The organism is Streptomyces silaceus (assembly GCF_001419745.1).
GTDB lineage: Bacteria > Actinomycetota > Actinomycetes > Streptomycetales > Streptomycetaceae > Streptomyces > Streptomyces silaceus.
In genome coordinates, this window is record NZ_LIRJ01000289.1 from 22936 (window position 1) to 34919 (window position 11984).

The 11984-nt window shown below is 71.0% G+C and carries 12 protein-coding genes and 1 pseudogene; 6 read left to right on the forward strand and 7 right to left on the reverse strand.

What is annotated here, in order from left to right; genetic code table 11:
• The first annotated feature begins 79 nt into the window (after positions 1-79).
• On the forward strand, positions 80-685 hold the full coding sequence (folE, locus tag AOK22_RS25365) for a GTP cyclohydrolase I FolE (RefSeq protein WP_055701032.1): 606 nt from the start codon (positions 80-82) through the stop codon (positions 683-685).
• 175 nt (positions 686-860) lie between these two features.
• Here the strand turns inward: folE and AOK22_RS25370 are convergent, their stop codons facing one another.
• The 6 genes from AOK22_RS25370 to AOK22_RS25395 all read right to left on the reverse strand — a co-directional run bounded on the left by AOK22_RS25370 (position 861) and on the right by AOK22_RS25395 (position 5824).
• The gene (locus AOK22_RS25370; RefSeq protein WP_055701033.1) at positions 861-1346 is read right to left on the reverse strand and encodes a DUF3180 domain-containing protein; all 486 of its coding nucleotides are present in this window, start codon (positions 1344-1346) and stop codon (positions 861-863) included.
• A 47-nt stretch (positions 1347-1393) separates the two neighbouring features.
• Positions 1394-2005, reverse strand: coding sequence for a 2-amino-4-hydroxy-6-hydroxymethyldihydropteridine diphosphokinase (gene folK / locus AOK22_RS25375; RefSeq protein ID WP_055701034.1), 612 nt, complete (start codon positions 2003-2005; stop codon positions 1394-1396).
• Positions 2002-2361, reverse strand: a complete 360-nt coding sequence (gene folB, locus AOK22_RS25380; RefSeq protein WP_055701035.1) for a dihydroneopterin aldolase — start codon at positions 2359-2361, stop codon at positions 2002-2004. The genes folK and folB overlap by 4 nt, the downstream gene beginning before the upstream one ends.
• Before the next feature lie 224 nt (positions 2362-2585).
• Positions 2586-3104, reverse strand: coding sequence for a nuclear transport factor 2 family protein (locus AOK22_RS25385; protein WP_055701036.1), 519 nt, complete (start codon positions 3102-3104; stop codon positions 2586-2588).
• Entirely contained in the window at positions 3101-3973 is an 873-nt protein-coding gene (gene folP, locus AOK22_RS25390) for a dihydropteroate synthase (protein ID WP_079036797.1), read from the reverse strand. Before folP ends, AOK22_RS25385 begins: the two co-directional genes overlap by 4 nt.
• A gap of 30 nt (positions 3974-4003) precedes the next feature.
• Positions 4004-5824, reverse strand: a complete 1821-nt coding sequence (locus AOK22_RS25395) for a phosphatidylglycerol lysyltransferase domain-containing protein (protein WP_055701038.1) — start codon at positions 5822-5824, stop codon at positions 4004-4006.
• Between the two features lie 248 nt (positions 5825-6072).
• On the opposite strand from AOK22_RS25395, the gene AOK22_RS25400 reads away from it, so the two are divergent.
• Complete coding sequence (locus tag AOK22_RS25400; RefSeq protein WP_055701039.1) at positions 6073-7191, forward strand: alpha/beta hydrolase; 1119 nt, start codon at positions 6073-6075, stop codon at positions 7189-7191.
• A gap of 36 nt (positions 7192-7227) precedes the next feature.
• On the opposite strand, the gene AOK22_RS25405 is transcribed toward AOK22_RS25400, so the two are convergent.
• Positions 7228-8385: an ABC transporter ATP-binding protein gene (locus AOK22_RS25405; protein ID WP_055701040.1), complete on the reverse strand. Its 1158-nt coding sequence runs from the start codon at positions 8383-8385 to the stop codon at positions 7228-7230.
• Positions 8386-8543: 158 nt separating this feature from the next.
• Here AOK22_RS25405 and AOK22_RS25410 point away from each other — a divergent pair, with 158 nt between their 5' ends.
• The 4 genes and pseudogenes from AOK22_RS25410 to AOK22_RS25425 form a co-directional block, all read left to right on the forward strand.
• Positions 8544-9272 carry an ABC transporter permease gene (locus AOK22_RS25410; protein ID WP_055701041.1) on the forward strand — a complete coding sequence of 243 codons (729 nt, stop codon included), beginning with the start codon at positions 8544-8546 and terminating at the stop codon, positions 9270-9272.
• Entirely contained in the window at positions 9269-9946 is a 678-nt protein-coding gene (locus AOK22_RS25415; RefSeq protein WP_055701042.1) for an ABC transporter permease, read from the forward strand. Before AOK22_RS25410 ends, AOK22_RS25415 begins: the two co-directional genes overlap by 4 nt.
• Positions 9947-10032: 86 nt before the next feature.
• The gene (locus AOK22_RS25420) at positions 10033-11010 is read left to right on the forward strand and encodes an ABC transporter substrate-binding protein (RefSeq protein ID WP_055701043.1); all 978 of its coding nucleotides are present in this window, start codon (positions 10033-10035) and stop codon (positions 11008-11010) included.
• Positions 11011-11292: 282 nt separating this feature from the next.
• A pseudogene (locus AOK22_RS25425) lies at positions 11293-11984 on the forward strand (hypothetical protein); the annotation flags it as partial.

Consider the following 11984-nt stretch of genomic DNA (forward strand, 5'->3'; position numbering starts at 1 on the left):
GCGCCCCCCTGGTTCTAGCCTGGGGGGCGCGGCACTTTCGTACGCCCGCGTGGAGAGACGTACAGGAACGAGGCAGGACATGACCGACCCGGTGACGCTGGACGGCGAGAGCTCGATCGGCGAGTTCGACGAGAAGCGGGCCGAGAACGCCGTGCGTGAGCTTCTGATCGCCGTGGGGGAGGACCCCGACCGCGAGGGCCTCCTGGAGACCCCGGCGCGCGTCGCGCGGGCGTACCGGGAGATATTCGCCGGCCTGTGGCAGAAGCCCGAGGACGTCCTGACGACGACGTTCGACCTCGGCCACGACGAGATGGTCCTCGTGAAGGACATCGAGGTGATGAGCTCCTGCGAGCACCACCTGGTCCCGTTCGTGGGCGTCGCCCACGTCGGTTACATCCCGTCCACCGACGGCAAGATCACCGGTCTGTCGAAGCTGGCCCGCCTCGTGGACGTGTACGCGCGCCGTCCCCAGGTCCAGGAGCGCCTGACCACGCAGATCGCGGACTCCCTGATGGAGATCCTGGAGCCGCGCGGCGTCATCGTGGTCGTGGAGTGCGAGCACATGTGCATGACGATGCGCGGGGTGCGCAAGCCGGGCGCCAAGACGATCACCTCCGCGGTGCGCGGCCAGCTGCGGGACCCCGCGACGCGCAACGAGGCGATGAGCCTGATCATGGCCCGCTGAGCCGATCCCGCGCGGCCGAGACCGAGACCTGCGCCGAGGGCGGGACGCTGCTGTAGCGGCGCCGCAGGGGCCTGTGAGGGCCTCGGAGGGCGGTCGTGGCGCTCGGGGGGGCCTGCATCTTCTGAGCGCCTCCGGGCCGCCTCGCACCTTCTGAGTGCCTGAGCGCCGAGCGGACCTAGGCCGCCGGCGCCGTCCCGCCGTTCTCGTCGTCGTCCTCGGGGAGCTTGCAGACCCGCTCCAGGAAGAAGGCGGCCGCTATCACCGCGAAGCTCATCAGGACCGAGAGCCCGGCGTAGATCGCCTGGTCGCGGCGGGCCGGGATGTCGAGCGACTCCAGGAGGAACACGCCCGTGCCGCCGTACATCCCGGCGACCAGGGCGGCGACCAGGGCGCTCGCCTGGCCGAAGACGACGGCGCGGGCGGCCATCATCGGCTCGACGCCCTTCGCGTCGGGGCGGCGCTCGCGCTGGGCGCGCAGGCGCGAACGCAGCGAGAGCGCCGTCGCCAGCAGGACGACGGCGATCACCGCGAGCACGATGGGCGCGGCCAGCGGAACCCGCGGCAGCGTGCCGACGGAGTCCCACAGGCGGGCGCCCGACCAGGACAGCACTCCGGCCGCGAGGAAGAGGCCGACCAGCGTCCTGATACGCAGTTGCTTCACGGGTGACCCTTCATCGTCTTGCTTGCCTCGACCGCCTTCTCCAACGACTACTCCGGCAGCCGGAGTTCCAGGTCGGCGCGGGGAGCGACGCCTTCGCGGGTGACCGTGTCGAGCAGCTGGGCGACCGGACCGCGGCCGGTCAGCTGGGCCTCGGGGTCGACGTCGTGCCAGGGGGCGAGGACGAAGGCACGCTCGTGGGCGCGCGGGTGGGGCAGCGTGAGCGCCGGGTCGTCGGAGACCACGTCGGCATACGCCACGATGTCCACGTCGATCGTGCGCGGGCCCCAGCGCTCGTCGCGGACGCGGTGAAAGGCCTCCTCGACGGCCTGCGCGCGCTCCAGGAGCGAGGCGGGCGGCAGGGTCGTCTTCACCACGACGACCGCGTTGAAGTACGAGGGCTGCGTGCCGGGGTCGACGCCCCACGGCTCGGTCTCGTACACCGGGGAGACCGCCTTGACCCGCAGGCCGGGGGTGTCCTCCAGGGCGTCGATGGCGCCCTGGAGCGTCTCCAGGCGGTTGCCGAGGTTGCTGCCGAGGGAGATCACGGCGCGCTTGGGGTTGGACAGGGTCGTGTCCGCGGCGTCGACCTGCTCGACCACGGAGGTGGGCACCGGCTGGACGGTCGGGTCGCTCTGACCCGCTTTGAAGGGCGCAGTCATACTCGGCTCCGGGTGATGGTGACGGTCACGTCGTCGAAGGGGACGGTGATCGGGGCGTCCGGCTTGTGGACGCACACCTCGACCTCCAGGACTCCGTCGTGCTTCAGACACGTCTGGGCGATGCGCTCGGCGAGCGTCTCGATCAGGTCGACGGGCTCGCCTTGGACGACCGTCGCGACCTCCTCGGCCACGATGCCGTAGTGCACGGTCTTCGCCAGGTCGTCGTCGGCCGCGGCCGCTCGCGTGTCCAGACCAAGCACCAGGTCCACGATGAAGGTCTGGCCCTCTTCGCGCTCCCGCGGATAGACACCGTGGTGCCCGCGGGCCTTGAGGCCGCGCAGCGCGACACGATCCACGCGAATCACTCCTGCAATCGTCGGTATCGGCAGGCCTGTACCGAGTGCGGTCGGCACACCAGCCTCGATCGAATCTACCTGCGAGCACTGACAGCGCTCGCCCGCGGGGCCCGTCGGCCGCCGCGGCGCGCACCGGTCATACCGCGTTCGAGCTGCGGCTCGTGGCTGGTAGCCGCCCATACCCGGCGGCCCGTGATCCCAACCACATCCGTGGGTCTACCCACTCAAGAGGGTGTCTCGTCGCCCTCTTCGTCATCGGTTTCGGCGAGCACGGGTGACGCGTGGTGCGACCAGAGCTTCCATCCGTCGGATGTGCGGCGGAACACATTCGTGGCGACCACGAGCTGGCCCACGAGCGGGCCCAGCTCGCCGCCGCCCTCCGGGGGCGGGCCGCCGCTGAGGATGTTCTCGGTGCAGGTCACCAGAGCGGTGTCGCCGGCCACGCCGACCTTCAGGTCGGTGAGGAAGAACTGGATGTACTCGGTGTTGGCCATGATCAGCGCGTACGACCTGAGGACCTCGCCGCGGCCGGTGAGGACCGGCCAGCCGGGGTGGACGCAGGAGATGGCGTCGCCCGCCGGGTCCTCGACGCCGTCCTCGTCGGCCTCGCCGTCCCGTGCGCCGTCCCCGGAGTCGAGCCACAGTTCGGACACCTTGTCGAAGTCGCCGCGCTCCAGCGCTTCATAGAAGGCGGTGTTGGCGAGCTCGACCTGTTCGCTGTCGGTCCTGCTGGCCTCGGTCACCGGTGGCCGCCCGCCGCGTCCGTCACGGCCTGGGCGACGCGGACGGCGTCGGCCGTCGCCCGCACCTCGTGCACGCGGACCGCCCAGGCGCCCTGGTGGGCGGCGATGGCGGAGACCGCGGCGGTGGCGGCGTCGCGCTCGCGGGCGGGCGGCGGGGCGCCCTCGGGGCCCGCGAGGACCCGGCCGAGGAACCGCTTGCGGGAGGCGGCGACGAGGACGGGGTGGCCGAGCTCGCGCAGCCGGTCGACGCGGGCGAGGAGCGCCAGGTCGTGCTCGGCCTCCTTGGAGAAGCCGAGGCCGGGGTCGACGACGATGCGCTCGGGGGCGATGCCGCCCTCGATGGCGGCCTCCACGCGCGCGTGCAGCTCGGTGACGACTTCGGAGACGACGTCCTCGTAGTGCGGCTCTGCGTGCAGGTCGGTGAGGAAGCCGCGCCAGTGCATGACCACGAAGGGCGCGCCGGCGGCGGCGACCGCGGGGACCATGCGCGGGTCGGCGAGGCCGCCGCTGACGTCGTTGACGAGGACGGCGCCCGCGGCGAGCGCCTGCTCGGCGACGGTGGCGCGCATGGTGTCCACGGAGACCGCGACGCCCTCGGCGGCCAGGCCGCGGACGACGGGCACGACGCGGCGCAGCTCCTCGTCCTCGTCCACGCGGGAGGCGCCGGGGCGGGTGGACTCGCCGCCGACGTCGACGAGGTCGGCGCCCTGGGCGACCAGGTCGACGCCGTGCTTGACGGCGGCCGCGGTGTCGAACCATCGGCCGCCGTCGGAGAAGGAGTCGGGCGTCACGTTCACGACGCCCATGACCGCACAGCGGTCCCACTCCGGCAGCCCCTGGACCGATCCCCGCCCGCGCAACGTACTCATGTCTCCAGCGTAGGCCCGGACGCGGCCGGTTTACGCCGCCTGGACCTCGCGCTCGGCCGCCTGGTGGGGGCAGGGGCGGCGCTGGGGCGTGCCCCTGCGCAGGAAGCGGGGCAGCGCGAGCGTGACGAAGCCCTCGGCCTGCATGGCGGCGAAGCCGATGCGGGGCAGGTCCTTGCTGGAGCGGTAGACGACGAAGCGGGGCTCCCAGCGGGGGCGGAACTTCGCGTTGAACTTGTACAGGGACTCGATCTGGAACCAGCGGGAGAGGAAGACAAGCAGGCCGCGCCAGGCGCGCAGGACCGGGCCCGCGCCGATCTTCTCGCCGCGGGCGAGGGCCGCGCGGAACATCGCGAAGTTGAGGGACACGCGCGCGATGCCGAGCTTGGGGGCGGCCTGCAGGGCGGCGACGATGAGCAGCTCGTTCATGCCGGGGTCGGCCGAGCGGTCGCGGCGCATGAGGTCCAGGGAGACGCCGTCCTTGCCCCAGGGGACGAAGTGCAGGACGGCCTTCAGGTCGCCGTAGGCGCCCGGCTCCTCGTCGGCCTTGTGGGCCGTGGCGATCAGACAGTCGCCGTCGTTCGGGTCGCCGATGCGGCCGAGCGCCATGGAGAAGCCGCGCTCGGTGTCGGTGCCGCGCCAGTCGTCGGCGGCGCGCTGGATCCGGGCGAGCTCGTTCTCGCCGAGGTCACGGATGCGCCGCACGCGCGTCTCGTAGCCATTGCGCTCGATCCGCTTGACCATCTGGCGTACGTTGCGCATCGCACGCCCGGACAGGGAGAAATCCGCGACGTCCACCACCGCCTCGTCGCCCAGTTCGAGGGCGTCCAGGCCGGTCTCGCGGGTCCAGACCTCGCCGCCCGTCTCGGAGCAGCCCATGACGGCGGGGGTCCAGGAGTGGAGCTTGGCCTCGTCCATGAAGCGCTCGATGGCGCCGGGCCAGGCCTCGACGTCGCCGATCGGGTCGCCGCTGGCGAGCATCACTCCGGAGACGACGCGGTAGGTGACGGCGGCCTTGCCGCTGGGGGAGAAGACGACGCCCTTGTCGCGGCGGAGCGCGAAGTGGCCGAGGGAGTCGCGGCCGCCGTGCTTGTCGAGCAGGGCGCGCAGCCGCGTCTCGTCGTCCTCGGTGAGGCGGGCGGCCGGGTGCTCGGGGCGGAAGGCCAGGTAGATGGTGGTGAGGGCGGTGAGCATGCCGAGGGCGCCGAGGGAGAAACCGACGGTCCAGGACGTGCGTCCGTAGTAGTCGACCGGGCCCTCGAAGCCGAAGAGCCCGTACAGGACGTGCTCCAGGCGGTCCGTGATGCTCGGGTCCCCGATGACCTTCCCCGGGTGGACGCTGACGATCACCAGGCCCAGGACGATCGAGCCGGCACCGAGGAGGACGAAGTTGGCCAGGGCCCGCCAGCGGCTGCGCGGATCGGGCAGGGCCGTGAACTCACTCCGATGGCGCAGCAGGAGCGCGAGAAGTGCGACCGAGATCAGGACACCGATGACCGAGTGGCGGTACGCGAACTGCGCCACGGCACCCGCGGGCAGCAGCACGACGGCGGCCCGCCAGGCCCGCCGCTTGTTGCGCCGCAGCCCGTGCGCGAGCAGGAGCAGCAGGACGCCTGAGCTGAGCGCGAGGGCGGCCGCGAAGGGGCCGAGCGCGCCGGGCAGGACCTCGGCGAGGGCGTGCATGCGGCTGTGCCGGAAGCGGGGGAAGACGCCTGCCGCGACGTTCAGCAGGCCCACGACCGCGCAGGCTCTGGCGACGAGGGTCGGCACCGACTCGGGGCGTGGTCCCCGCAGTGCCCGGCGGAGCCGGCCGTCACGGTGGCGGTCCTCACTGCCCGGAACCCCACCCGACATTTCCCCATCTATCCTGACAGACATCGCATCCCGTAGTTCTGCGAGAGACCTTGATTCCGGTGCCAAAGAGGCATCCGGCAACATTGCGCCCTCTAGGACGGTCCTTCGGGGAAACGGGTTCATTCCCGACCGGAAACCGCTGGAAAAGCTCAGGCAGGGCCGCCGGAGGCACCGGCAGGCCCGAGCCAGGGTCCGGTCATGCCGCGGCACGCCCCGGCAAAGGTAGAAAGCGCAGGCAGGAACACCCCATGGGACTCACGAGCAACAAGGTCCTCGCCCTTGCGGTCGTGCTGGCCGTACTGCTCTTCGTCGGTACCGTCTGGCTCTGGCCGCGGCTGGCCCGCCGGAGCTGGAAGGCCGTCACGGGGCGCGTCGGGCTGCTCATCGCCACCCAGGTCGCGATCTTCGCCTCCGTGGGTCTCGCGGCCAACCAGGCCTTCGGTTTCTACGCCACGTGGGCGGACCTCTTCGGCCAGGAGACGGCACCCGGAGTGGTGGTCGACCACGACCCGGCCAAAGGAGCCGGTCCCGTCAAGGTCGTCGACACCCAGCCCGTGAACGTGCCCGGCGGCGGCCGGCCCGCCACCGGCGGCCAGATCCAGAAGATCGAGGTCGGCGGCAAGGAGTCCGAAATAGGCAGCCCCGCCTACGTCTACCTGCCGCCCGAGTACTTCCAGCCCCAGTACAAGAACCGGAAGTTCCCCGCGTCCGTGGTGCTCACCGGCTACCCGGGCACCGCCGAGGCGCTCATCAAGGGCCTGCACTACCCGCAGACCGCCCACCGGCAGGCCGCCGAGGGCAAGATGCAGCCGATGATCCTGATCATGATGCGGCCCACCGTGGCGCCGCCGCGCGACACGGAGTGCGTGGACATCCCCGGTGGCCCGCAGACCGAGACGTTCTTCGCCAAGGACCTGCCCGCCGCGATATCGCAGCACTACAGGGTGGGCACCAAGGCCGCGAACTGGGGCGTCATCGGCGACTCCACGGGCGGCTACTGCGCGCTCAAGCTCGCCATGCACCACCCCGACAAGTACGGCGCCGGGGCGGGCCTGTCCGCGTACTACAAGGCACCCATCGACGTCACCACCGGAGACCTCTTCCACGGTGACAAGGAGCTCGAACAGCGCGCCGACCTGATGTGGTACCTCGAGCACATGCCGGCGCCCAAGACGTCCCTCCTGGTGAGCAGCAGCAAGAAGGGCGAGGACAACTACCACGACACCTTGAAGTTCATCGACAAGGTGAAGGCGCCCACGCGCGTCTCCTCGATCACGCTCGACAGCGGCGGGCACAACTTCAACACCTGGCGCCGGGAGATCCCCGCGACGCTGCAGTGGATCAGCGGGCGGCTGAGCGACGACTAGTCCCGCGGTCCCGGGGCGGGCCGTCAGGGCGGGCCGTCAGCCTTCCGTGATGGCGGTCACCGTCTCCAGCTCGACCTCCGCGCGCGCGATGTCGCGCGCGTCCGCCGCCGTCGAGCGGCGCAGCGCCTCGTGCAGCCGGGCCGGGGTCAGCACGCCCAGGAAGCGGCCCGCGCTCTCCTTGTCGATGACCGCGATCCAGCCCGCGTCGTGCTGGAGCATCGTCGCGAACGCCTGCTTCAGGCTCGCGCCGACCGGGAGCCACGCCTCCATGCGGCGGGCGTGCTCGCGGACCGTGCCGCTCTCCCCGCGCGCGTGCTCGGCGGAGATCCAGCCGTGCAGGTTGTTCTCGCCGTCCAGGACGACCGCCCAGCGGGCGTCGAGCTCCTTGGGCAGCGGGTCGTCCAGGTGCACCACGGGGGGCTGCTCCAGGTCGCCCTCCTCGATCGGCGTGACGGAGAGCCGCTTGAGGCCGCGGTCCGCGCCGACGAAGTCGGCCACGTAGTCGTTCGCGGGGGCGCCCAGGACGGTCGAGGGGGTGTCGAACTGCTCGATGCGCCCGTGGCCGTAGACGGCGATGCGGTCGCCGAGGCGGACGGCCTCCTCGATGTCGTGCGTGACGAAGAGCACGGTCTTGCGCACGGCCTGCTGGAGGCGGAGGAATTCGTTCTGCAGGTGCTCGCGCACTACGGGGTCGACCGCGCCGAACGGCTCGTCCATGAGGAGCACCGGCGGATCGGCGGCCAGGGCGCGGGCCACGCCGACGCGCTGACGCTGGCCTCCGGAGAGCTGCTCGGGGAAGCGGTCGCCGAAGACGGACGGGTCGAGGCCGACCAGATCGAGGAGCTCGGCGGCGCGCTCGCGGGCCTTGCCGCGCTTGACGCCGAGGAGATGCGGGACGGTCGCCGTGTTCTCCAGCACTGTCTTGTGCGGGAAGAGGCCGACCTGCTGGATCACATAGCCGATGCGGCGCCGGAGTTGGACGGGATCGATTCCGGATATGTCGTCGCCGTCGACGAATATCCGCCCCTCGCTCGGCTCGATGAGCCGGTTCACCATTTTCATCGTCGTCGTCTTGCCGCAGCCGGACGGGCCGACGAGCGTGACCAGTTCACCCTCGGCGACCTCGAAGGACAGATCGTCGACGGCCGTGGTGCCGTCCGCGTAGCGCTTGGTGACGTGCTCGAACCGGATCATGGTTCCCCATTGTGGAGGGCGGTGGCGGGCTTTGCGTGAAGGCCATGTTGCGGCAGTACAACGAGTCTCGGCGATTGTCGGTGCCGCGCGTTAGGGTCGCCGGACACGGGGGGACGTGTGTGCGGCATACGTCCGGGGATTCGGGGGAGGTGGGGCGCGTGGCCGAGCAGAACTGTCTGGTGACGAACGACTGGATCTGCGGGGAATATCTCCGCACCCGCAGCCAGGAGTTGATCGACGCGACCCTTCAGCACGTCGGGATCACGGTCGCCTCGGTGGTGATCGGCCTCGTCGTGTCGCTGCCGCTCGCATTGCTCGCGCGCCGCTGGCGCTTTCTCGCGGGACCGATTCTCGGCGTGACGACCGTGCTGTACACGGTGCCCTCGCTGGCGATGTTCTCGCTGCTCCTCCCGTTCTTCGGCCTTTCGGTGTCCCTGGTCGTCACGGGCCTGGTGCTGTATTCGCTCACGGTCCTCGTGCGGAACATCCTGGCCGGTCTCCAGGCCGTCCCCGAAGAGGCGAGGGACGCCGCGAAGGGAATGGGGTACGGCCCGCTGAGGCTGCTGTGGGAGGTGGAGCTGCCGCTCGCGCTGCCCGCCCTGCTGGCCGGCGTCCGCATCACCACGGTCTCCACGGTCGCGCTGACGACCGTCGGCGCCATCGTGGACTACGGCGGCCTCGGCACGCTCATCCTCGACGGCCTCGACACGACGTTCAAGGCCCAGGTGCTCACGGCGTCGGTCCTGTGCGTGCTCCTCGCCGTCGTCGCCGACCTGCTGCTGCTCGGCCTCCAGCGGTGGCTCACCCCCTGGACGAGAGTCCACCGAATACGGAAGAGCCGTGCCGCGCGCAAGGCACCGGCGGCCAAGGTGGCGGAACCTGCATGAACGCGATCACCGGTGCGTACGACTGGCTGACCACGGGCGCCAACTGGGAAGGCGAGAAGGGGGTGTGGCACCGCCTCGCCGAGCACCTGTACTTCACCGGGGTCTGCCTCGCCGTCGCCTGCGTGATCGCGCTGCCCCTCGCGCTCTACCTCGGCCACATCGGCAAGGGCGGCGCGCTCGCGGTCAACATCTCCAACGTCGGCCGCGCGGTGCCCACGCTCGCGCTGCTGATCCTGCTCACGCTCACGCCGCTCGGCGAGCACGGGGACGTGCCGACGCTGATCGCGCTGGTGCTCTTCGCGGTGCCGCCGCTGCTGACCAACGCCTATCTCGGCATGCGCGAGGTGGACCGGTCGGTGGTGGAGGCCGCGCGCGGGATGGGCATGAGCGGGCGTCAGCTGTTCGCGCGGGTCGAGCTGCCGCTCGCGTACCCGCTGGTCATGACCGGGGTCCGGTCCGCCGGCGTCCAGGTCGTCGCGACGGCCACGCTCGCCGCGATGGCGGGCGAGGGGGGCCTCGGCCGGATCATCACGGCCGGGTTCAACCTGCAGAACACCCCGCAAGTGGTCGCGGGCGCGGTCCTGGTGGCGCTGCTCGCGCTGCTGGTGGAGGGCGTCCTGGTCCTCGCGGGCCGGGCCTTCGACCCGATGCGGCGGAGCGGCGTGCGTCCCTGATCGCTCGTCCGTTCCTCCCTCCCTTCTCCCGTCCTTCCTCCCGTCCTTCCTCCTGGATCTTCCCTCTCGAAATGGTGGTTCACCCAATGAAGAGCACAACGCGTCGCGCGCGACGGATGGCAGGGGCGGCCGCGGCCGTCGTGGCCCTGACCGCGGGGCTCGCCGCGTGCGGCGGGGACAGCCTGGAGGACGACGGCAAGGGGTCGGACAAGGCGGGCGACGGCAAGAAGGGCTCGCTCGTGGTGGGTTCGGCGCGCTTCACCGAACAGAAGGTGCTCGCCGAGCTGTACGTGGGCGTGCTCGCGGACGCCGGTTATGACGCGCAGGTCAAGACCGTGCAGAACCGCGAGATCTACAAGCCCGAGCTGAAGAAGGGCTCGATCGACATCGCGCCCGAATACGCGGCGACGCTCGCGGAATTCCTCAACCTGGAGAAGAACGGCCCCAAGGCGAAGCCCGTCGCCTCCAGTGATCTCGACGCCACGGTGGGCGCGCTGGAGAAGCTCGCGAAGCCGCAGGGCCTGAAGGTGCTGCCGGCGGGCGAGGCGGTCGACCAGAACGCGTTCGCGGTCTCCAAGGAATACGCGGAGAAGCACAAGCTCAAGACGCTGTCGGATCTCGGCAAGTCGGGCGAGAAGGTCAGGATCGCGGCGGGCGACGAATGCGAGACGCGGCCGTTCTGCGCGCCGGGTCTGAAGAAGAAGTACGGCATCGATGTCGCGGGAATCGACCCGAAGGGCGTCGGCACCACGCAGTCCAAGCAGGCCGTCAAGAACGGCACGGACCAGCTGGTGCTGACCACCACGACCGACGCGACGCTGAAGAACTACGACCTCGTGATCCTGGAGGACGACAAGAAGCTGCAGAACGCCGACAACATCCTCCCCGTGGTGAACGAGAAGGATGCCGGTGACAAGGAGATAGCCGACGCGCTCGGGAAGCTGACGAAGACGCTCACGACGGAAGACCTCATCGAACTCAACCGGAAGGTCGACGAGGAGCGTCAGAGGGAAGCCGATGTCGCGAAGGAGTATCTGGAGTCGAAGGGTCTGATCGAGAAGTAGAGGACGCCGACGCCGCCTCCCCCGGAGTTGATCATGAACTCCGGGGGAAGTGCCCCGGGAAGCGACCCGGGAAGTGCCGGGAGAACTGCCGCGGGAAGCGCCGCGAGAAGCCTCCGGAGAACCTTCCCGGACCGGCCGGAGAAGTTCCCGGGACCCGGCGGAAGTTGAGGCCTGGAGCAAAGCGGCGGCGGGCCGGGGAGTCGTGGCGAGTTATCGTTGTGGAACCTGCTTTTTGACGGGCGGGGGCTCCAGACTTCGCCTACGCGCGGTAAGTTTCTGGCCATGCCACGTGGACGTCACCGCCATTCCCCACCCCTGCACAGGCTGCTACCCCCCTCGACGGTCGCAGGCGTCTCTGTTCTCTGCGCCGGCGGCGCCTGGATGTTCGCGGAACCGATCGTGCTCCGCGGGCTCGTCGCGGCGGCCGCCGCGGCCGCCGTCGTCGGCTCGGTCGTCATGCGCCGCTGGGACCAGGCGGCCGGCAAACGCGTCGCCGAGCTCGGCCGCGCCCGCGCCAGCGACGAATGGCGCTACGAAGAGCGCATAGCCGAGGCGGAGTCGGACCTCGACGAGTCCCGCGAGCTGCGGGCCAAGCTGGAGACGAAGCTGCGCGCCAAGCGGACCGAGCTGGCCGCGCTGCGCAACGAACACGCCGCGCTGCTGCGGCGCTACGCCACCGCGGAGACGGAGCGGGCCAGCGCCCTGGAGGGCCGCCGGCTGCTCGCCATAGAGGCCTCCTCCCCGGCGCCCGCGCTCCCGTCGGCGAACACCACCTCCGGTACGGGCGCGGCGGACCTGGTCCCCGCGGTGCGCGCGGGCGCGCCGGTGCCCGGGGCGCGTACGGAGAGTGCCACGGAGACGGAGGCGGAAGCGGAAGCGAAGGCCGAGGCGGCCGACGCCGACGCTCCCTCGGCCGAGGCGCCTTCGAAGGACGCCGGGACGGCCACCGCCGCCGCCCGGCCGGGCGCGAGCCC

Coding starts and splice junctions, on each gene's coding strand:
- AOK22_RS25405 (WP_055701040.1), bottom strand. CDS start 8,385: ATGATCCGGTTCGAGCACGTCACCAAGCGCTACGCGGACGGCACCACG.
- AOK22_RS25395 (WP_055701038.1), bottom strand. CDS start 5,824: ATGTCGGGTGGGGTTCCGGGCAGTGAGGACCGCCACCGTGACGGCCGG.
- AOK22_RS25400 (WP_055701039.1), top strand. CDS start 6,073: ATGGGACTCACGAGCAACAAGGTCCTCGCCCTTGCGGTCGTGCTGGCC.
- AOK22_RS25415 (WP_055701042.1), top strand. CDS start 9,269: ATGAACGCGATCACCGGTGCGTACGACTGGCTGACCACGGGCGCCAAC.
- folK (WP_055701034.1), bottom strand. CDS start 2,005: ATGACTGCGCCCTTCAAAGCGGGTCAGAGCGACCCGACCGTCCAGCCG.
- folE (WP_055701032.1), top strand. CDS start 80: ATGACCGACCCGGTGACGCTGGACGGCGAGAGCTCGATCGGCGAGTTC.
- AOK22_RS25420 (WP_055701043.1), top strand. CDS start 10,033: ATGAAGAGCACAACGCGTCGCGCGCGACGGATGGCAGGGGCGGCCGCG.
- folP (WP_079036797.1), bottom strand. CDS start 3,973: ATGAGTACGTTGCGCGGGCGGGGATCGGTCCAGGGGCTGCCGGAGTGG.